The organism is Candidatus Woesearchaeota archaeon (assembly GCA_016192995.1).
Lineage (GTDB): Archaea > Nanobdellota > Nanobdellia > Woesearchaeales > DSVV01 > JACPTB01.
In genome coordinates this window covers 209,942-231,597 of sequence record JACPTB010000001.1, presented here as the reverse complement: position 1 = coordinate 231,597, position 21,656 = coordinate 209,942, and the positions used below count along the sequence as shown (strand labels likewise).

At 34.2% G+C, this 21,656-nt stretch carries 20 protein-coding genes; 8 read left to right on the top strand and 12 right to left on the bottom strand.

What is annotated here, in order from left to right; genetic code table 11:
• The 3 genes from HYY69_01260 to HYY69_01250 all read right to left on the bottom strand — a co-directional run bounded on the left by HYY69_01260 (position 1) and on the right by HYY69_01250 (position 6,855).
• Positions 1 to 2,292: a hypothetical protein gene (locus HYY69_01260; GenBank protein MBI3032075.1), complete on the bottom strand. Its 2,292-nt coding sequence runs from the start codon at positions 2,290 to 2,292 to the stop codon at positions 1 to 3.
• A gap of 118 nt (positions 2,293 to 2,410) precedes the next feature.
• Positions 2,411 to 3,364 (bottom strand): carbohydrate kinase family protein, encoded by a 954-nt coding sequence (locus HYY69_01255; protein MBI3032074.1) that lies wholly within the window; start codon positions 3,362 to 3,364, stop codon positions 2,411 to 2,413.
• Positions 3,365 to 3,762: 398 nt separating this feature from the next.
• Positions 3,763 to 6,855, bottom strand: coding sequence for a bifunctional proline dehydrogenase/L-glutamate gamma-semialdehyde dehydrogenase (locus HYY69_01250; GenBank protein MBI3032073.1), 3,093 nt, complete (start codon positions 6,853 to 6,855; stop codon positions 3,763 to 3,765).
• 388 nt (positions 6,856 to 7,243) lie between these two features.
• On the opposite strand from HYY69_01250, the gene HYY69_01245 reads away from it, so the two are divergent.
• Positions 7,244 to 7,711: a nuclear transport factor 2 family protein gene (locus HYY69_01245; protein ID MBI3032072.1), complete on the top strand. Its 468-nt coding sequence runs from the start codon at positions 7,244 to 7,246 to the stop codon at positions 7,709 to 7,711.
• Positions 7,712 to 7,753: 42 nt separating this feature from the next.
• Here HYY69_01245 and HYY69_01240 read toward each other — a convergent pair whose 3' ends face one another.
• Positions 7,754 to 9,064, bottom strand: a complete 1,311-nt coding sequence (locus HYY69_01240) for an ATP-binding protein (GenBank protein MBI3032071.1) — start codon at positions 9,062 to 9,064, stop codon at positions 7,754 to 7,756.
• A gap of 186 nt (positions 9,065 to 9,250) precedes the next feature.
• Entirely contained in the window at positions 9,251 to 10,648 is a 1,398-nt protein-coding gene (locus HYY69_01235) for a hypothetical protein (protein ID MBI3032070.1), read from the bottom strand.
• A 132-nt stretch (positions 10,649 to 10,780) separates the two neighbouring features.
• On the opposite strand from HYY69_01235, the gene HYY69_01230 reads away from it, so the two are divergent.
• The 4 genes from HYY69_01230 to HYY69_01215 all read left to right on the top strand — a co-directional run bounded on the left by HYY69_01230 (position 10,781) and on the right by HYY69_01215 (position 13,504).
• Entirely contained in the window at positions 10,781 to 11,401 is a 621-nt protein-coding gene (locus tag HYY69_01230; GenBank protein ID MBI3032069.1) for a hypothetical protein, read from the top strand.
• Complete coding sequence (locus HYY69_01225) at positions 11,398 to 12,084, top strand: hypothetical protein (GenBank protein ID MBI3032068.1); 687 nt, start codon at positions 11,398 to 11,400, stop codon at positions 12,082 to 12,084. The genes HYY69_01230 and HYY69_01225 overlap by 4 nt, the downstream gene beginning before the upstream one ends.
• 176 nt (positions 12,085 to 12,260) lie before the next feature.
• The gene (locus HYY69_01220; protein MBI3032067.1) at positions 12,261 to 12,875 is read left to right on the top strand and encodes a hypothetical protein; all 615 of its coding nucleotides are present in this window, start codon (positions 12,261 to 12,263) and stop codon (positions 12,873 to 12,875) included.
• Entirely contained in the window at positions 12,860 to 13,504 is a 645-nt protein-coding gene (locus HYY69_01215) for a hypothetical protein (GenBank protein MBI3032066.1), read from the top strand. Before HYY69_01220 ends, HYY69_01215 begins: the two co-directional genes overlap by 16 nt.
• A 27-nt stretch (positions 13,505 to 13,531) precedes the next feature.
• Here the strand turns inward: HYY69_01215 and HYY69_01210 are convergent, their stop codons facing one another.
• The 5 genes from HYY69_01210 to HYY69_01190 form a co-directional block, all read right to left on the bottom strand.
• Entirely contained in the window at positions 13,532 to 14,509 is a 978-nt protein-coding gene (locus tag HYY69_01210; protein ID MBI3032065.1) for a transketolase family protein, read from the bottom strand.
• Between the two features lie 22 nt (positions 14,510 to 14,531).
• Positions 14,532 to 15,419 carry a transketolase gene (locus HYY69_01205; protein ID MBI3032064.1) on the bottom strand — a complete coding sequence of 296 codons (888 nt, stop codon included), beginning with the start codon at positions 15,417 to 15,419 and terminating at the stop codon, positions 14,532 to 14,534.
• 19 nt (positions 15,420 to 15,438) lie between these two features.
• Positions 15,439 to 15,780, bottom strand: coding sequence for a DUF86 domain-containing protein (locus HYY69_01200; protein MBI3032063.1), 342 nt, complete (start codon positions 15,778 to 15,780; stop codon positions 15,439 to 15,441).
• On the bottom strand, positions 15,777 to 16,100 hold the full coding sequence (locus HYY69_01195) for a nucleotidyltransferase family protein (protein ID MBI3032062.1): 324 nt from the start codon (positions 16,098 to 16,100) through the stop codon (positions 15,777 to 15,779). The genes HYY69_01200 and HYY69_01195 overlap by 4 nt, the downstream gene beginning before the upstream one ends.
• Positions 16,101 to 16,327: 227 nt before the next feature.
• Complete coding sequence (locus HYY69_01190; protein MBI3032061.1) at positions 16,328 to 16,606, bottom strand: hypothetical protein; 279 nt, start codon at positions 16,604 to 16,606, stop codon at positions 16,328 to 16,330.
• A 294-nt stretch (positions 16,607 to 16,900) separates the two neighbouring features.
• On the opposite strand from HYY69_01190, the gene HYY69_01185 reads away from it, so the two are divergent.
• From HYY69_01185 to pdxT, 3 genes are all read left to right on the top strand, one after another.
• On the top strand, positions 16,901 to 18,151 hold the full coding sequence (locus HYY69_01185; GenBank protein ID MBI3032060.1) for an ATP-binding protein: 1,251 nt from the start codon (positions 16,901 to 16,903) through the stop codon (positions 18,149 to 18,151).
• Between the two features lie 183 nt (positions 18,152 to 18,334).
• Positions 18,335 to 19,204, top strand: coding sequence for a pyridoxal 5'-phosphate synthase lyase subunit PdxS (pdxS, locus tag HYY69_01180; protein MBI3032059.1), 870 nt, complete (start codon positions 18,335 to 18,337; stop codon positions 19,202 to 19,204).
• A gap of 12 nt (positions 19,205 to 19,216) precedes the next feature.
• Positions 19,217 to 19,780 (top strand): pyridoxal 5'-phosphate synthase glutaminase subunit PdxT, encoded by a 564-nt coding sequence (pdxT, locus tag HYY69_01175; GenBank protein ID MBI3032058.1) that lies wholly within the window; start codon positions 19,217 to 19,219, stop codon positions 19,778 to 19,780.
• Between the two features lie 252 nt (positions 19,781 to 20,032).
• Here pdxT and HYY69_01170 read toward each other — a convergent pair whose 3' ends face one another.
• Positions 20,033 to 20,971, bottom strand: coding sequence for a Fic family protein (locus HYY69_01170; GenBank protein ID MBI3032057.1), 939 nt, complete (start codon positions 20,969 to 20,971; stop codon positions 20,033 to 20,035).
• A 313-nt stretch (positions 20,972 to 21,284) separates the two neighbouring features.
• Entirely contained in the window at positions 21,285 to 21,653 is a 369-nt protein-coding gene (locus HYY69_01165) for a PRC-barrel domain-containing protein (GenBank protein MBI3032056.1), read from the bottom strand.
• Positions 21,654 to 21,656: the final 3 nt, after the last annotated feature.

Genomic DNA, 21,656 nt, shown 5'->3' with positions numbered 1-21,656 from the left:
TTATCCAATACGTGGTTTCATAATAGCTTGATTGAGCTGATAACATGCTTGAGTGTGTTGGCTAGCTATACCTATTTGTTCAAGATACTTTGGCTGGCCTTCGTCAATAACATAAAACGTGATTTTATCTTTGTCTAAATCTGAGATTCCAATTTCAAAGGTAAATTCTGAGCCGCCAGAAACTGTTGAAGGCAGTAAAACATCTTCTTCAGGATAATAAATAGTCTTTGCCTTTGTTGCAATCGTACTTGGTATTTTAATGGACTGGCTATGTTTTTTAAAAGTCATTTCACCAGGATAACGTTCATGGCGAAGCATCATAAGTTCGGCATGATATCGTCCCGAGCCAAGTTTTAAGGCAGTTTCTTGCCCTGGAACAAAAGAAATCCCTTCAGTTCTTCCAATACTTCCACCAAGGGTGTTTATGTGTTCTAAAGTAATGTAGACTTGTTCATTAGTTTGAACAGGTGAGATTTTTGGATTGAGATTGCAAGCAACTACCTTGTTATTATCATCAAGTACAACACCCTGATAGGTTGAAGTTTCTCCTTTTGTCAAAGGCGGCGCAGCAAAAAATTTCTGTACATCAACAGTAAACGTTTTCAAAGGAAGCAACGATATTTGTGTAGAAACTTCAGCATCCTCAAGAACATTTCCAACAAGTTGTGTTGTTGTTGCGTAGTCTTGTTTATCAATAGTTACCATTGCCCCTCCGCCGCATAATGGTAATTTTCCTTGGTAAATTCCCTCTGCATTCGTATTTCCCATAAAACATCGGTCTGCAAATTTAACTGCTTGATCCACAGAATTATCTTCTTTGTACGTCATCAAATATTCAGGTCCGCATTGGAAATAGACTAATGCTTTTTCAATCGGTTTTTTTGTTTTTGTATCAATCACTTTAATAGTTTGGTCATTGCTTTGCCCTCCACTGCTGCATTCTGAGGTTAATGGTTGTGTTTGCGCATCAGGATTGAGCAAATCAAGAATCCTTACTCTCGGATAGTTTTCTTTAATAATAGTTTGAACAGGGAATTGAAAATAATAAGGTTTTTGTTTGAGTAAGGATTCTTTATCTTGCAAGCTTATAACCATAGGAAACGTAAGATCATACACAAATTTGTATTCATAAATGCAAAAGTTAAGGAGCAGGGCATCAACCGGCAATCGTTGAGGAAATACAGCACCTCCTGAACCAAGATAAAGATAGAAAGGGTAACTTTCATCATAATTAAACCATACATTAATGTCTTGGTATTGTTTATTGGAGATTTTATCTGAAACTATTTTAAAAGTTCCCTGCCGTACTTGTCTCGTGCCTGCATTTGACTCTTCTACAATAGAAATTTCAACAGGATTTGGCTTGGCATTTTCTACTCTAAAGAAAGGCACATTTTGCTGGAGCATTGATTTGAATTTTGTTTTGACATCTTCAACAAGCCAGAAATCCATTTCAGTGCAATCTTTTACTTCTATCCCGCCATACATTGCAGGAAACGATGCATCATGATTTCTCCCATATAATGATGCAAGAGCAATAACATTATCTTCTAAAAAGACCGTATTCGTTTCATACTGCAAAATATTCCTTGCTAATGCATAAACTTGTTTAAGACGAACTTGTTTCGTTGTTGAAAAACTGTTCACGTTTTCAACGTTGTTCTGCGTAGTAACTTCTAAAGGATATTCCGCTTTTACTTGGACATCTTCTTCACCAAATAATACCGCAATAGAAAGCTCTCCTTTTGGATTAACTAAAATACCTTTGCTATTAAAGCTGACAAAATTATTGACGCATTGTTCAACACCATCTCGAATATATCGTTCAAGCTGGTCCTGGATGGAATCATCGCCTTTATACTGTTTATACAATTGAGGCATTTCACTTTTATCAACGCCATTCCTTCGTTGATAAAGCCAATAGGGCAAGAAACTATTGCCATTATCCAAACTTAAAACATTAGCATTAAAAGGATCATATTGGGCAGTATAAATTTCAAATTTGTCAAGATAAAGATGTCCAGCTTGCTGTCCTAGTTTTTCTAATGCATCATCAGTTACCTGGCTGACACAATTTTCAACAAAGACGCTTACTTGATCTTTTTTTTCAAAAGAAAGTTTTTCAGTTACATTGAATTTTGAACTTAAATACAATACGAGCAAAACAATAAAAAGAACTACCAATCCTACAATAATAAAAGTAGTAATCTGTCCTTTTTTAGAGAGATGTACCTTTAGATTAGAATTTAGCTTAATACCTTTACCAACTAATCGCTGTAAAGCTGTCACCATACCCCTCTTTTTTAATATTTATAAATAACTGCTCTTAATACTTTATATACTTTGCGTTTCAAAACAGAGAAAAGAAACTGTTGATTATAATTTTTGTTATTGATTAACTACTTTACAGTCAAAACCTTGGTTTTTTCTTCAGCATTGTTTGAAGCTGTATTTTTGTTAACAATCCTTCCTGAGGCCCAATGTGTTGAATAACTCCAGCTGCATTTACTGTCCCCCATTTCATAGCTTCTTTAATATCATGTCCATAAAACAATGCAGCAATAAAACCAGTTGAGTAACTATCTCCGCAACCTGTTCTTTCAACAACAGGAACATCATAAATGTTTTGATAATACATTTGTCTGCCATCATAAGCATAGCTTCCTGCTGGCCCATCGGTGATCACTGCTATGCCGCAGCCTGTTGATTTCAAAAGTTTCAGCAATTTCTTAATATCACGGGATTTTTCTTTGAAAAGAAATTGGGTTTCTTCTACATTGAGCAAAACAACCGTGCTTGCTTTGAGCAATGGTTTTAATTTTCTTAGTCCTGTACGCAACTGATGTGTTCCTGGATTAAATCCTAGCTTTGCTTTTGTTTTTTCCACATACTTCAGCAGCGGCTTATACACTGCTTCACAATCTTTTCCCATACTCGTTAAGTAAACCCATGGCGCTTTGCTCAAGGCAGGTAATTTGTATTTTCTTTTACCATGATAAATTAAAATAGTCCTTTCAGCGCCTTTATTAAGAACAACTGAATAATTAGTCACATAATTCTTTTTAAGGTAAACATACGTTGTATCAACATGATCTTTTTTCAAAGATCGCAGTATTTTTTCACCCTGCTCATCTTTTCCAAGCTCAAGATACATACTGCTTTTCAATCCTAAACGCCTTGCGCCAATAGCTAGATTCGCTGCATTGCCACCAACTAATTTATGTAGAGATTTCACCGGTATTTTCGTTGCAAAATCCATACATATTTGGCAGGTTTTGGTTCCTTTATTGCAATGAAGACTTGCCTCTTCTAATTCCAAGAACACATCTTCAGTTGCATCGCCTATTGAAATAATATCAAGCATGATGAAATTCTAGATTAAAATGTTTATATAGTTTGTGATTGGTGATGGGCTCTGGTGAAAATGTAGTTTTAGCGCCTTATTGTGAAGCTCTTCTTAGGGAATATCGAGGATTTTTCGGAGTGCCAGAGAGAAAAATCCAATCGATGTAAACTTCAAAAGCTGAACTGGCGCTAAAACCTGAAAGATTTTCACCAGATCCCATTAGATTAACAAAACATTTAAAAGTAGTTTTAACTACTTGTATTTTAGTGGTTAAAATGGATAATACTAAAGAAAAAACGATGAAATTATTGGAAAAATCTAAAAAAAGATATGATTTTGGAAAAAACTGGATTGATGAGATTGACACTGCCTTATGAAAAGAATAATCAGTAAAATAAGATAATTTGCAATTGAGTTTATTTCACATATTCCAATATATTAGGAATATGCCCTGATCTGTCTTGGTTAATAGTCCTTACAACTCTATGCATGAATCTTGGCAGATACTCCGGACCGCCTGCTTTTGATCCTAAACCGGATAATTTAAACCCGCCAAAATACTGCCTGCCAACAACAGCGCCAGTAATCGTCCTGTTGACATAAAGATTGCCTACTTCAAACTCATGTTTAGCGCGTAGAATATGTGATGGTGTTCTTGAATATAATCCGCCAGTCAATGCATAACGAGTATTATTCGCAAGTTCCAATGCTTGATTAAAGTTTTTTGCTTTAAGCACTGCCAAGACTGGACCAAAGATTTCTTCCTGGGCAATAATATTGTTTGGTTCAATGGCAATAAGCGTTGGTTGAATAAAATATCCTTTTGAATTATCTGCTTTGCCGCCAGCTAAAATCTTGCCTCCCTGCTGTTCTGCCTGTTTGATCAAACTAAGAATACGGGAAAAGGCTGCTTCATTAATCACCGGACCAAGATCAGCTTCGGGCAAGCATGAATCTGCAAGGCGCAAGCTTAAAATCGCATTTTTTAATTTTTCAACAAAAATATCATAGACTGCTTCGAACACTATGACACGAGAAGCTGCGGAACATTTTTGCCCGGAATACCCAAATGCTGATTTCAAAACACCGACAACTGCCTGTTCAAGATCTGCGCTCTCATCAACAATAATCGCATTTTTCCCGCCGGTTTCAATAATCACATTCTTGAATTGTTTTTGATCTTTATTCACAAGGGATGCTTTTTCATAAATAAATTTGCCGACATCTTCAGAACCAGTAAAAGCAATCAAATGAACTAATGGTGACGTAATTAATACTTCAGCATCTTTGCTGTCGCAAACAACAAAATTTAAAACGCCTCCAGGTAATCCTGCCTGTTCAAATAACCTCATTAATTCTCCTGCAATCAAGGGCGTTGCAGACGCTGGTTTCATAACAACTGTATTGCCGGCAACCAATGCTGCACTTACCATGCCTGTTAAAATTGCAAGAGGAAAATTCCATGGTGAAATAACTGCTGCTACACCGCAAGGCTGCCAAAAAGCTGTATTGTCTTCTCCAGGAATAGATTGGGTAAATACTTCTTTATCAAGTGCTATCATTTGATCGCCATAATAGTTAAGAAAATCTATTGCTTCAACAACATCAGCATAGGCTTCACGTGCTGTTTTACCTGATTCATACATAATTAAAATGCTTAATTCATGTAATTTTTCACTCATTATATCTGCTGTTTTGAAAAGGTAGTTTGCCCGCTCTTCTGCGGAAAGTTTTTTCCAAGTTTGAAATGCTTCTGCAGCAGCTTGCAGCGCTAATTCAATCTCTTTCCGAGATCCTTTTGTTACTTTTCCAAGAACCTCTGTTTTGTATGAAGGATTATATGATGGTAGAAAAGCGCCAGTATCCACCCAATGCTTGCCAATTTTGAGACGATGTGAAATAATCCCTTTCTTACGATTGAATTTTGATAATGCTGTTGTATATTCCTGATAAAAGGCAGGGTCAGCAAAATTAGGAGCAGGATAATTTTTGAATGAAGATGTTTGTTCGCTTTTTTTAGTAGTATTGACATGATTATTATTTACATTATTTACGTGAGATGAGACTTCTGAAGAAAAATATGATTTAATTTTGCTGAGAAAACCATTGTTAGAAGACGATGATGATAATGATGATGAAGTAGTTTGCGCTGTATGTTGAGGAGACGATGCAATTGAGGTATCGGCTGGATTTTTGAGTAACGCATTAATATCTAAATCCTTTTTCAATCCTCTAACAAACGCTTCATTGGATGAATTTTCCAATAATCTTCTGACAAAATATCCCATTGCAGGAACTAATGCTCCGCAGGGAACATAATCTCTTACAGGGACATTCATTTTTTCCAGCGATGTTCCAATCTCCTGAGCAACACCATACAATTTTTGTATTTCCCAATATTTTTTATCAAGATTATATTCTTCAACAAGCGCTAAAACCACAGCAACACTCCGCGCATTATGCGTTGCAAATGCTCCTCGTACATAGTGGTTATTCTGAGCAAGTTTTTCAGCTAAATGCTCATAATTTGCATCAGTATCTTTTTTCTTAGTATACACAGGTATTTCCCAGCCATTTTGGCAAGCCAGCATAACTTCATGATCCCAATAAGCGCCTTTGACTAAACGGACCGTAATTGGGATGCCGCGTTTTTTGGCAAAAGCAATCAACATGTCCAAAATATCAGACGACGAAGTAAGATATGCCTGGACAACACAGCCTGCATGAGCAAAATCCTTGAATTCATCCTCTTCTAATAATTCCATGAATATTTTATTAGTTAACCGATTGTATTGAAAATGTTCCATGTCCAAGTTAATAAACGCGCTGATTGACCGTGCTTTTCTGAAAATAGGACGCAAACGCTTTCGAACATGCTCAGAGGTACCTTCAGGATCAACAGGATCAAAATGTTCGTAAAGTGCTGATAATTTGACGGATAGATTTATTTTAGGCTTGCCAAATGCATCAACTGCATTTTTTCCATAGACTTTTTCAAGAACATCTAAAGCATGCAAATAGGCATGGAGGTATTTTTCAGCATCAACTTTGCTGGTCGTGATTTCTCCGACAATGTCAAAGGTGCATGATCTGCCTACAGGAAAAGAAGCAACTGCGTCAACGCCTTCTTCAATGGTGTTGCCTGCAATAAAACTTTTTGCCATGTTTTCAGAAAAATGCTTGATTGTTTTAATGGCAACCATCGGCGCAATATTAGTTGCCTTGACTAACGGACTTAACACACCGAGATTAACGTGAGTATCAATAAGATATTCTTTGAGATGAGGAACAATAGCATCATTTTTCAGGCTGGGAAAAACATCCATAAAACGAAATATTTGCGTTGCAGCCTGCTGATCCTGCATGCATAAATCAAACAACGCATTTCTCCGCCCGCCTTCAGTATGCAATGCAGGAATATGCTGCTGTGCTTCAGTAAGAATTTGCTTGCCAAGTTCTTGTATTCTTTGCTCTCTTTTTTGTGTTGTTTGAATGACTTTTGCAACCATAATAACAGCAAATAAGAACTGTTATTTAAGTATTACTAAATGAAAGGCAGTGTAGAAAATGTAGTTTTTGGCATCTTTTTGTGAGGCTCTTCAAGTTTAAGTATGGGGATTTTTCGGAGTTCCTTGCCGATAGGCAAGTCTTATAATCCCAGACGCAAGCCAACTTATGAATCCTTGATTTATATTATTGAGGGAGTCGGGATTATATTTATAGAGAGAAAAATCCAACCAAATAAACCCTTAACAAGCCGAACTGATGCCAAAACCGAGGCTATGCCGAGATTTTCTACACTGCCTAAATGAAATGAGATAATGTATTATTAGGTAGTAATGAAATCAATTATTTTAAATGAGCAGATTTAAATAATCAACTATTTCACCCTCATCTATGACGCTGGATGAATTAGATGTTGTCAAGCAACAACTAAGAGGTATTGGGACAAAGTGGGTCACTTATTTTAATACAAGAGATCTTGATGAACTATTAGATCTTTACGATGATAATGCTACCCACTATAGTCCACGATTACGTAGAGATGATAATCCTGAAGGTAAAATAGTGGGAAAATCTGAACTACGTAGATGGTGGGGAAATTCATTTCTATGTTTTCCTACGTTACAATATAATCTTGAAGCTATTTCCGTAGATGGTGTTGAATCTGGATTTGAGAATGTCAGAGAAACTCCGTGGAAAAAAGATGCGTATCTTGTTGATGTTAAAAAAGATGTAGAGATTAAAGGAACTATTTTTATTAAATATAAACGAACAGTTTCTGGACAACCTGATACGTATGTAGCTGAAGAGTTTAAAGTAAAGCATGGAAAAATAGTTGAATCACGGGTTTATCTTGGATAATCACCAGAATTAAATGATTTTTTATTTTTTTTATACTTTCGTTTAAACTTTTCCCAAAATCCATTTCCAAAGGGGAATAAATTTAACCTTTCTTTTTATCCCAAACCACTCGGATTCTTCTTCACCAAAATAATCTTGGTTAATCAGCAATAAATTTTTGCATTTTAAATCTTTACTGGCTTTTAGTAAGACTTTGATCTCTCTCTTTTTTGTGTCGGGGTCAGAAAAATCATAACAAACCTGTATCAGCTGATTAACCTTGGAATCATTTTTTAAGACAAAATCCACTTCCTCTTTTTCGGCATTCTTCCAGTAATAACACTCTTTTTTTCTCCTTTTCAGTTCAACGGCAACAATGTTCTCGTAAAGTCTTCCAAAATTATTTGAGAACTTCGTTGAAATTGAGCTGATAAATGCGTTATCTATAAAATAAATCTTTTTTGGGTACTGCATTTGGTCTTTTATTTTATAAGAAAAAATAGGCACGCTAAATGCAAAATATGAGTTTTCAATATACGATATATATTTCTGGAGTGTGGATTTACCGATTTCATAGCCTAAACTTTTAAGATTATTGTAGCTCTTACTTATAGAATATTCTCTTGAATCGAGAAGCAGTTTTAATAGTGCTTTTAGGGATACTTCATTCTTTATATTATATCTTTCAACAATATCCCTTTTGATAAGAGTAGCATAATAAGACTGCGCCAATTCAAATTTTTTATTTTCGTCTATCAGGGTTATTTCAGGCAGCCCTCCGAAAATGAGATATTCGGCAAGCGCTTTTAGGATAAGAGGCCTCTCCTTTTCTGAATAGTCTAACAGCTTAAAATCAAAACTAAGTTCCTTAAAATTTAAGAACTCTTTAAAGGATAAAGGGAATATTTTAATTTCAAGAAACCTCCCTCTTAATTCTGTTGGTATTTCCTCTTCAGACATTCTTGAAGAAGAGCCTGAAACAAAAATATGCATATCCTGATTGTCGTATATCCTCCTGAGCCATTTGCTCCATCCAGGGATATTATGCACCTCATCCAAAAACAGGTATTTAATTTTTTTGCTGAATAACTCGTCTGCAGCAGGAATCAGATTGCTTAAAAATTCTGTCCTAAGAGGTATTCTTTCGTCTTCAAAATTAATATGCACCACCTCTTCACGAGAATTTGATTTAAGAAGCTCATTGGCCAAACCGTATAGGATATAAGTTTTTCCAACTCTCCTAAATCCGTTTAATACTATTATCTTGTTAACCTTTAGATGGAGATACTCCTGAAGATTGATTTCTCTGGGAATTACCTCGGGAATCTTTTTGCTTTTCCATTCCACCAGTATCGTTTTTATTGTCTTATCCATAGTACAATTTTAGTACATTATTGTACTATTTAAATCTTTCGTTTTGAGGGGGAAATATAATACATTTACGGTGATTATGATGATTAACATACTCCAATTTAAATAAACCATGGAAGAACTGCAGAATCACGAGTGTATCATGGATAATGTGAATAAATAATAGATCTAATTTATTTATCATAAAAATCAAGCTACTTTTCTTATTATTTCTTTATCATGCCCAAATTCATACAATCGCGCAGCAGTATATCCTGTTGAAACTAAATTCAAGACTCGCTGGAATTTGCCTGTTGACATATTTTTAGGCAAAACACAAGTGAAAATTGGCGAACCAGTTTCGAAGTTTTCTCCATAGAGTATAAAACCGCCCATTCGCTTTACAAAATACTGCAAACCATACAATCCCATACCTGACGACATTTCTTCATTATTATCAAAACCGCTCATGCGAGCCATAAAAGCAACATCAGTAATGTCTTTCATGCTCAATTCACCAACCTTATATGCTGATGCTTGCCAATTTTCGTATCTTTTTTTAGCTCCTTGACTTAGAAATACCACACTTTCAATGCCTTGTTCGTGAATTAAGGTTCTAATTTTGTTCTTCATTTTGTCTAAATCAATTGGTTTGCCTGTATCACCAACTGTTATTACCACTGATTCAAGAGGAGCTTCATAGACTTGGACATAAATCTTTCCAAACCCTTTGCTTGGATCATAACCAATGCGTTCTTCATCACTTAAATCACTCACTAATTTTTTATAGGCATTTTTTACTAAATTGTAAATAATTGAGAATACAACACCAGAATTACCATACATTGCAACATTTTCAACATCAATGGCAAGTTCATTTCTTGGTTCATCAGTTAACTTTGTTGTTAAACCAAATTTAAACTGGGGACATCTTGCCTGCAAAATCATCCATGTTTTTCGCGCTAAATCAGCTGGACTAAAAATCTCGGTTCTCTGCCTTCTTCCAAGTTTATCACAAACTATGAAATCCAGCATTTTAAATGGTTGGATATAAGTGCCATACATATATTCAGGATCTGCATTAAAAAGTTCAAGCAATCCTCTTATCTCATCTCGATAGTCACGCATTCTTTCGATTGAATAATCCCATTGAATTTCTGACAAGCACCACCACTGCCTGTTTAAATCTCCAATTAAATGATTGAGATCATGGACAAAAAATTTGTAGAGATTGGGATCATTAAGTGCTTGTCTGGTTAATGTTATAATTTCATCATTGCCCTCATGAGGAAATATATCCTTTAATTTTTGATTAAATCCTTTCCAAACAGGATCAGTAACTCCCTTGATAAGATCATCAAAGCCACCAGTTAATCTTATGCCTTTAAGACCTTTCCTTGGAGGATGATATTCTTCAAATATTCTTCGTGCTTCAGCTTCTTGTTTAGTATTTGCCGTTAAGAATGCAAGATATTGATCCCATAAATCAAAAATTAAAGGAATATTATATTTTGGAAACTGACCAAAAATAAGCTTTCGTTCTTCATATCCTGCTAAATAGTCATCTAAAGTGACACTTAGTCTTCCCTGTAATACTCTATCAACCATGTTCTAAGGAAATGTGTTTTAATTTATAAACATTATTTCATCATAAACTGTCTTTATATACACAACAATACGCATTTAACATACTCTAAAAAAGATAAAGTTTATATATAAGTTATATTAACATAACATATTATGAGACAAGACAGATTAGATGAATTATTACGAAAACTAGAAGGACTGCATACCGTTGAAACCGTAGCAGAAGCTCTTAAGATCAATAAACAATCAGCATTAAACCTGCTCACAAAATTAAAAAAACAAGAATACGTTACTGTTCAAGGTAGAGGCAGAACAAAAAGACTCTATAATATAACGATGCGAAAGCAGCGAAAACGCGATCCTGGCATGTTTGATATTATCAATAAATATTCGCCGCATATGAAAATCAATCCTTGGTATGACCACCAGGTGCATGGCGTGTATACTGTTGAAGATGCATTAATTGATGCCATTGAAACAAAGAGTTTTCGTGTTATACTTGCAAGTTTGCATTTGTTTAAATATATTAAAAACTGGCCTAAATTATATCAGCTTGCAAAGCAAAAAAGCAATTGGCAGAAAGTAGGAGCATTGCATGATGTTGCGCGAATGTTTATGAAAGTAAGGAAAATGCCGGAGAAGTACAGAAAGATTAGTTCATTTTTTTCATGGATTCAATTAACACAACTGTTTAAAAAGAATTTTCCTGAGATAGGAAATATATGGAAAGTTTATATACCATTCAATATTAATGATATAACGGAGAATTTATGATAACACACGAAGATCAAATGAAATTATTTAATGTCATTGCCCAGCAGATTAATAGTGATATTGTTTGCTATGCATTTGGGGGAACTGCAATGATGTTTTATGGTTATAAAAACGATACAAAAGATATTGACCTATTGTTTGAACAAGAAAAAGAAAGAACTGAATTCATGCGTGTTATACAATTACTTGGCTTTAAAGAGACAAGCCCTCTTAAAATTTACATTGAAGAAAAATTAAGAGATAAATATAGGCCTTTAATGTTTAAACGTGATGATGACATGAGATTTGATCTGTTTGTAAAAAAGATTTTCAGAACAGAAATAAGTGAAAAAATGAAGGAAGATAAATTTGCTGCCCATCAGTTCAAAGGCAAATACACATTAACCATAAATGCTCTCCGTACTGAACATATCGTAATGCTTAAATCAGTAACTGACCGTGACAAGGATTTTGAGGATATCTTAACAATTATCCAAAAAGACAAATATTTCAATTGGCAATATCTTATTGATGAAGCAATCTGGCAGTATCAGCATGGAGACACTTGGATAATCTATGATTTGGAAGAAACTATTAAAGAACTGCAGAAATATGTTTTTGTTGAACAAAAATATTTAAAGCAATTGTATGATGCTGTTCAGGAAAAGAACAAGAAGAATGATAATGATATAAAGAATAAATAAAAATAAAGAATAAGAGTCAATTTACTTCATTTTCTTCATCCTCAACACAGCTTTCACTGGAGTAATAATATCCTTAACCTTATTTATAAATAAACATCAAGTTTACTTTATAAATAAGTAAAGTAAACTTGATAAAAATAGAAAAATATAAATAGCAGTTATGCTTCCCATTACTCATGAAAAACGCCAAAGAAACAACCAAGCAAGATCTTATTGCATTTATCCAAAAACTTGATTTGTTTATAGATGAACCGCTAACTATTGTTGCACTTGGCGGAACAGCATTAACCCTATTAGATCTTAAATCATCAACACGAGACCTTGATTTCATTATTTCATCTAAAAGTTACCGGCTGCTATTACCACTATTCAAATCATTAGGCTTCAAAGAAATAGCTGAAAAGCGATGGTTGACAACTGATGGTTTAATTATCGATATCTATCTTGATGATTACATTGTCAATGTACAATTGGTAAAACCATCAAAAGATGCATCAGTTATTCTAAGGGAGTTTGATCAGATTACACTGCGTGCCTTAAATTTCTACGATATTTGCATAACAAAAATAGATAGAGGTGATGCAAGAGATTTTGAAGACATTAAACATATTCTTGAAAAGACCGATACAAAGATTTCCCTTTTAATCAGAAAATTTATTTTAACTATGGATATTTCAGAATCAGAAAATCCAAAGTTCAAACTTCTTGAATTTATCAAATTTATTAAGTCTCTTGGATATAAAATTACAGCAGAAGATGCGGAGAAGATACAACAATGGCAGAAGACATAACATCATTATTGGAAAAGATAGGATATGCTTATTTCAAAGTAGAAAAAACGATAGTCATCGAAGAGATTATAATCAAAATACTCTCAATTAAAGAAAAAAGGTTTATTAAAGCAATTCCTTTTATTATATATCTTAGTACAAAAGAGTCATCTCTACATCTTGATCTTGATATCTTAATTAAGAAAGCTAAAGAAAAAAACCTATGGAAGGAACTAAAAGCAATTTTATCTCTCACTGCACAAATACTTAAACAAATAGAATCGGATAATATCCTTATACCAAAACTGGAAAAAATTGAAAATAAAACAGTGAAAAGATTTATTTTCTCATTCGAAGAATATAAAGATGATTTTATTGGACAAAAAAAACGTTACGAAACTGAACAGCAAATAGGATTAGCTCAAAAAATCAGTAATGCTAAAGAATATGATATCCAATATGCACTTCACATATTATTCAAACCAAAACAGATAGAAATTATTAAAAAAATAATTGAAGGTGTTTTATTGACCAAAATAGAATATGATTATTACTTTAAAACAATAAAAAAACGGTTGAGAGCTATAAAACTTATTGGTGATTTTGCAGACACGGTAATACAAAAGAAAGTGTCAAAGGTGGACAAGTAATATTCTGTTTGACAAGTAAATAGGTATTTATTTCTTCTTCATCCTCAAAACAGCCTTTACCGCAGTAATAATATCCTTCTTTTTAATCTTGTATTTAACCATTAACTCATCAGGATTTCCTGATTCACCAAAGGTATCTTGAATACCAACTCGTTTAACAGGAACTGGATATTCGCTTGCTAACAATTCAGCAACAGCTCCGCCTAATCCGCCATGCCATTGATGTTCTTCTGCAGTAACTACTGCTTTGCATTTTTTAGCTGCAGCAATAATAGTTTTTTTATCCAGCGGCTTAATGGTATGACCGTTAATCACCATACAGCTTATTTTTTTATGTTTTTTTTGTTCTTGCAATTCAACAGCAGCAGCCAATGCTTCATAAACCATAGGTCCGGAAGCAATAACAGCAACATCTTTTCCTTGCCGATAAACATCTGCCTTCCCAATGGTGCAGGGAGTTTTTGCGGTTGTAACCTTAGGAACCTTTTCTCTGCCAAATCTGATATAAACAGGTCCTTTGTATTTTGCTGCCTTAATGATTAATTTTTTTGTTTGATCGTAGTCAGCTCCGCAAAGCACGGTCATGTTAGGCAGCACCCGCATCATTGCAATATCTTCAAGCGCCTGATGGGTTGCACCATCTGGTCCAACTGAAATGCCAGCATGCGCGCCAATGATTTTGACATTAGCATTAGTATAACAAATGCTGACGCGAATTTGATCCCAATTTCTTCCTGGATTAAAAACTGCATAGCTTGAGATAAAAGGAATCTTGCCTTCAACTGCCATGCCTGCTCCAATACCTGCCATGTTTTGTTCTGCTACACCAACTTCTACAAAACGCTGAGGAAACTGTTTTTTAAAATCCGCAGATTTTGTGCTGTCAGTTAAATCACAGCAAAGAACAACTACATTTTTGTTCTTTTTTCCTGCTTCAACAACACCATCACCATATCCTGAACGAGCATAGTCAACTTCAGTATGCATATGTGGATTGAGATGCATCGCGTTAACAAGATATTTGTCCTTAACCACTTTTTTTTGTTTCATTTTTGTTGTTTATTATTTTGTAGTTATTTAATATTGACCTCTTAATCTTATGCAAATCCTGCAGTGCCTTGACTGCTTCTTCTTTATTTGGAGGTTTGCCATGCCAATGATAATCATGCTCCATAAATGAAACTCCTTTGCCAGGAACAGTATTGGCTAAAATCACCGATGGTTTTTTGATTTTTTTCGCTTTATTGCAAGCACTAATTATTTCTTTAAAGTTATGACCATCTATTTCAATAACATGCAGATTAAATGACTCCAGTTTTTTATGCAACGGCTCTAAAGGCATGATATCTTCAGTATTGCCGTCAATCTGAATATTGTTTCGATCTATTATAAACGTTAGATTATCCAATTTTTTTGCAGCAGCAAACATATATGCTTCCCAAGACTGACCTTCTTCCAGTTCTCCATCGCTTTGGAGACAATAAACACGGTGTTTTTTCCTGTCCATTTTTGCAGCCAATGCTATGCCTACAGCAAATGAACTTCCTTGGCCTAAAGGACCGGCTGTATTTTCTATACCTGGAGCAGAATGGATATGAGGATGACCTTGCAATCGCGTATTTAATTTTCGCAAGGTCATTAATTCTTTAATAGGAAAATAACCAGCATGAGCTAAAGTAGTGTACCAAATAGGACAAATATGGCCGTTGGAAAGAATGACACGATCTCGATCATTATTCCATGGTTTTTTAGGATTATGATTAAGAATGTTAAAGTATAAAGCCGTAAATATGTCAGCCATGCCTAAAGGACCGCCAGAATGACCAGAACCAGCATGTTCTAACATTTTAATCATATCTTCACGTATAGTTACTGCTTTAAGTTCCAATTGTTTGGTGGAGGTTAGGTTTTTCATTACTGAATTATCCTCTTTTTTATTTGAGATCTTTTTTAATAGCAAGTAATTTCTTTTTTAAATCTGGAAGGTCATTATTCATAGTATCCCATACAGCCTTAAGATCAACACCAAAATAATGGTGAATCAGTTTGTCCCTCATACCTATAATATCTTTCCAAGGAATTGAAGAATGCTGAGAAGTAAAAGAAGAAGAAAGATTTTTAGCTGCTTCACCTATAATTTCAATAGCTCTTACAATTGCATACTGCCTCAATTCATCTTTATCAAAATCTTGTCTTGATAAGCCTTCTGAAAAAGATTCAACTTTGTCAATTAATTCTAACATATGTCCAAGAAAAACAAGATCGTCTTTTTTCATATAATCCTAACCTCATCTCTTAAGATGTAATCTTTTAATAATGGATTTATAGATCTATACGTTAGAAGATCTACTTTTTTACCGATAGTTTCTTCTATTTCACGCTCTAATCTAACCATATCAAGAAGACTAAATTTAACCGTTTTAACTTCTATTAATATGTCCACATCACTATTCTTTTTCTGTTCTCCCCTTGCATAACTGCCAAAAATACCTGCTTTTTTCACATGATATCTTTTTAATACAGGTATAATCTGTTTTTTTAAGCTTGTAAGAGATTGTTTTGGTTCCTTTGAATGTTTCAACTGTTTTTTAACCATAACTATCTACAAAGAAAAGAAGTATATATAGTTTGTGTTGATCGGCTGCGTAGAAATCCTGTGGTGCGCATAGCATCCTCAGGTCAAAATTCAATCATTTTTCTGAAACCTGAGCGTTACGAGGGGTTGCTCCATTCGGGAACGTAGCTCCTTCAAAAAAATTCAACCAGAATTTTGAAGATGCTATGCGCACGAATTAATAGGATTTCTACGCAGCCGTTGATCAATTATATTTTGACCTTTTTATGCAGCGTCAACTTATTCCGTTGCATAACTTTAACATCCAGGAAAATATCCCTTAATGAAATCAAAAACCAGACAGCATTTAACACCATAAACGGCATTGAATTTAATAAATAAGCATACATAAACAATAATCCTGAACCTAAGACATTGACTATATCATATATTAAGTCATCATCATGCCATTTATGGAATTGGTTCATAATAAAGGCAAGTAATATTAATGACATGCCTGATAAGCCGACAAATAATATAGGGTCCATGGGAATTTATGTTGAGTTGAAGTATATAAAAGTTTTTGTAAAAAGTACGTGGAAAGCTTAGAGGAGCGCTCTAAGCTTTCCACGTACAGTTACGCCAGAGGTAATAGCGATATGGTGACCAAATCGTTGGTGTTAATGGCGTTAAATAAGCACAAGGAAAACAAAGCAAGTACAACACTCATTTGATTCGGTCGTACGAATAATGGTTTGACAATGTGCGATGTCTCAGTCATATGGACATCCTAATGATCACAAAGTTTATAAATATGTCCATTATAATGTACTTATTTTAAAATGGAAAGAGCAAAATTAGAAGAATTTAACCCGTGGTGGATAAGTGGAAAAGTAGATGCAGAACTAGCTTTGCCTTTCAAGAGAAATGTTTTTACTGAAATAGAAAATCATATCAGCAAAAGATTTATTGTCGCGCTAACTGGTCTTAGAAGGATTGGAAAAACGACACTTATGTACCAATTGATACATAAATTAATGCAAGAAAAAGTCGAGCAAACAAATATCCTCTTTTTCTCTTTTGATGAAATGTCCGTAAATTTAAGTGAAGTTTTGAGCACATACAAAGAAATGAACTCAAAAGATTTCAGAGAGGGCAAAATATACATTTTTCTTGATGAAATTCAAAAGTACAAAAATTGGGAGAATGAATTAAAAAAATATTATGATTTATATCCTAAATTAAAATTTTTCATAAGCGGCTCTGAATCTCTTTTCATAAGAAAGAAAACAAAAGAAACTCTGGCAGGCAGAATTTTCGAATTCACTCTAACTCCATTTACATTTAGAGAATATCTAAGATTCAATAACCTAAAAGAAGAAAAGTTTAAGTATGAAACTGCTGTAAACCCGCTTTTCTTGAAATTTGTTGAAAAAGGAGGATTTCCAGAAACATTTTCCTTTGAAACAGACAAAGACTTTAAGGAATATATCCGTGCATTAATTGTTGATAAAATAGTGTATAAAGATATCCCTCAAATGTTTGGAATAGAAGACCCTGAATTTTTAAAGATTCTTTTGGAATTGATTTCTACAAATCCAGGAATGTATGTTGATTACCAATCATTAAGCAAACAATTTGAAAAAGACAGAAGAGTAATAAAAGATTATATTTCATATCTTAAAGACAGCTTTTTAATAACAATTTTAGGAAATTACAGAAAGGGAAGCATAACTACATTAAGGAAGAAAAAAAGAGCGTATCCGACCGATACTGCTTTATCTTACCTCTACAAGCCAAAAATAGATGAGTCTTTTTTTGGAAGAATGGTTGAAACAATAATCGTAAATAAACTCAGAGCAAATTCTTTCTGGAAAAATGGAACAGAAATAGATATAATTTATGATAAATCACCAATAGAAGTCAAATATCAAGAAAATATAAATTCTGAAGATTTTAAGCCAATGAAAGAATTCATGAGAAAATTTAATCAAAAACAAGGGATTTTAATCACAAATAAAGAAGAAAAAGAAATTAAATTTGAAGAAGGAACAATAAAATTAATTCCTGCATGGAAATTTTTATTAGAATAGGGTAATCGTATTCATAGAGTATATTTCTCCCTCGTTATATGGAATAACTAACCATAGATGGCAAAGAAAAGATCATCAAACTCTATAAAATCAAGAATATGCGTGTGTTCAACTGAAGATAAACATTTAAAAATCAATCTTAATTCCCTTTCTTCTATGAAAAACACTCAAAAGATAAAGAAAATGCCAGCTCAAGTACTTCTTAACAGAGGTTTTGCTGAAATGTTTAAAGGCGGCGTTATCATGGATGTTACTAACCATGAACAAGCAAGAATTGCTGAAGAAGCTGGAGCTGTCGCAGTCATGGCTCTTGAACGAGTTCCTTCTGATATTAGAAAAGAAGGTGGCGTTGCAAGAATGGCAGATCCTAATATTGTAATCAAAATAAAAAAAGCAGTTACCATTCCAGTTATGGCAAAATGCAGAATTGGTCATTCAGCTGAAGCAAGAATTCTTCAGGCTTTGGCAGCAGATTTTATTGATGAAAGCGAAGTGCTGACACCTGCCGATCAAACGCATCATATTAACAAGCGGCTATTCAAAGTTCCTTTTGTCTGCGGAGCAATTGATCTGGGGCAAGCATTGAGAAGGATTAATGAAGGCGCTGCAATGATCAGAACAAAAGGCGAAGCTGGCACGGGAAATATTGTTGAAGCTATTAAACATATTAGAACTATTAATGACCAAATAAAATATTTGCAGAGAGCAACGCAAGAACAACGGAAAAGAGCAGCAAAAAAAATGCGCGTTCCTTTTCCATTGTTAATAAAAACATTAAAATTAAGAAGATTGCCTGTAGTGAATTTTGCAGCAGGCGGCATAGCAACACCAGCAGATGCAGCATTATGCATGGAATTGGGAGTTGACGGCGTTTTTGTCGGTTCAGGAATATTCAAATCACAAAATCCAAAAAAAATGGCAAAAGCAATTGTTGAAGCAGTAACTCATTACAAAGACAGCAAACGATTGGCAGCTATTTCTGCAGGTCTTGGAAAAAGCATGCCAGGCAGAGAAATAGAAAGTTTAGAAGTCAAATTTTCCCAGCGAAGATAGTTGATCAGTATGCTGACGATTGGAGTTCTTGCGGTACAGGGAGATTTTCGGGAACATATTGCCATTCTTAGTAAGTTTCCCGTGTTTATTAAACAAGTAAGAACAAAAAAAGATCTTACTGACTGTGATGGATTAATTATTCCCGGTGGAGAATCTACAACCATAAGCAAATTGCTCAAGCAGGAAGGGATTGATAATGAATTGCAAAAAACAAAATTGCCTATTTTTGGAACCTGTGCCGGAGCTATTTTGTTGGCAAAAGATTTGACGAGCAAGGAAAAACATTCATTGGGATTAATGGATATAACGCTTTCAAGAAATTATTATGGAAGTCAGCTTGACAGCTTTGTTAAACCAGTATTATTTTTGAATAAGAAAATAAGTGGTGCATTTATCCGGGCGCCAAAGATAGAAACTGTTGGAAGTACTATTCAAGTGCTTGGAACACTGGATGAAAAAACACCAGTTGTTGTGCAACAAAACCAATATTTAGCTGCCTGTTTTCATCCTGAACTTGTTGGAGAAACAAAAGTGCATGAATATTTTCTAGGAATGGTGAAAGAGTTTCGAAAATAATGCTTCTTAACGTATGCAGTTGCTGTTAAGTGACCTGAGCGAAGCGGGTGAGAGTAACATTATCTTATCAAATAACGCGCCTGCGTAGGGAAAGCGCAGCGGGGTGCGAAGCAAGTTTTTTCGGGGGCTCGTTTCTATCTAGCGAACACCGTGAGCAATAAAGAACTACGTTTAGGGGCACACTCACAAAAATAGTAGTAAGGATCGGTGGTGTTATAGTTAAAAGTAATTGTATGTGCACAATCCAAAGAATTATTCTTTCTTATTGTGCCCGTAACTTCTTATTTGATCTATAATCAATTGCAACATTCTAGAAATATATTCCTTATAATTGCCTTTATCAGCAACATCTAATGATTGGTAATATTCTTCTCTTTTCTCAAATGGAATAAAAAACATAGGGAAACCCTTTTTCATTAGGATAAAATTCATAACGGTTCTTGCAGTTCTGCCATTTCCATCTTCAAAAGGATGTATCCATGTTAATTTTGCATGAATCAAAGCTGCTAATTCAAACGGATGCAGTTTATTTTTGTTTGCACTATACCACTTTAAAAAATTTAGCATATGCTTTTTAACTTCTGTATGGGGTGGAGGAACATGAGTTGAGCCTTGTATTTGTACATTAAAAAAACGTATTCTTCCTCCATAAACTACTCCTGTATTTTTAGTAAGAATCCCATTTATTTTTTCGAGCAGTTTGGTGTTTAATTCGCCTTCATACAATTTAATATAATCTAAGCATTCTTTTCCATTTATGGCTTCGTTATAATCCTCTGCTCTTACTCCAGAAGGTATTACTTTATCTTTAAGAATTAGAGCAGTTTGCCTTAATGTCAGCCTATTACCTTCAATTGCGTTGGAATGATATGTAAATCTTATAACAAAATCCTCATTCAGCTTTTCCTTGGCACTTTTTGGAATTTGTTTAAGCCATGTGCTATAACTTTCTTTTAGATCCTGCAAGGTTTCTGCATCATGCTCTGAAAGATAGGTATAATTTGAGATTTTTGAAAACGGTTTTGATTTATCCTCTATTTCTTGAGCATATTTTTTTAGTTCTTCTTGTGAAGGCTTTTTATCTCCTAAGAAAACCCTTATCTTCTTCCATTTGTTTAAGCTGAGCCTTACATTTTTTGTGAGGTAGTAATATTCCTTTTTGTTCCGTTTTATGGTTTCAATGTAAGCCATATAATATTGTAAGAGCACATACTATATAAAACTTTCGGTTTATTGTGCACATACAACTTTTGAAATTGGCGCATCCTATTCGCCTTTTCGGTGTTCTATTCTCCCGAATACTTGGAGGGATTGATTTTTAGTGCAACGATGCCGTAGGCAAAAAATCAAAGTAATTTCAGGGGCGTATTCAATCAAGCGAACACGGTGAGCCATCAAGAATAAGTATCAAGGGGCAATTTTCAGTCCGTCGTGGGGGGAATTCCGTTTGTTTTTGCTTCTTTTTACAAAAAGAAGAGTGGACGAATTGATTGTGAAAATTTGCTTAAAGATTAATTTTTAGTTTTTCTATTAAATCTGATACTATTGCTTTATCTATAATAATAACCTCTCCAAAACTCTTAATATTCTTAAAATTGATAATGCAACCTTTTATTTTGCCCGATTTATATTTCTCATTTTTAATATCGATTTTGATTGAGTCTATTCTGTTTGCACCAATAATAAAATCAACAATACTTCCGATATAATTCCCTTCATCGCTATAAACTTCTTTTCCTATAGTTGAATTTATAGAAGCAACCGAGTTGTTAATTGTATTCCCTACTGCTTTTTTTATTATTGGTTTTGGAACTGGATTTTCATAAGATACAGCATTTTTTCCTCTACTTTTCTCCGGGAATTTTTCTGGCACAAT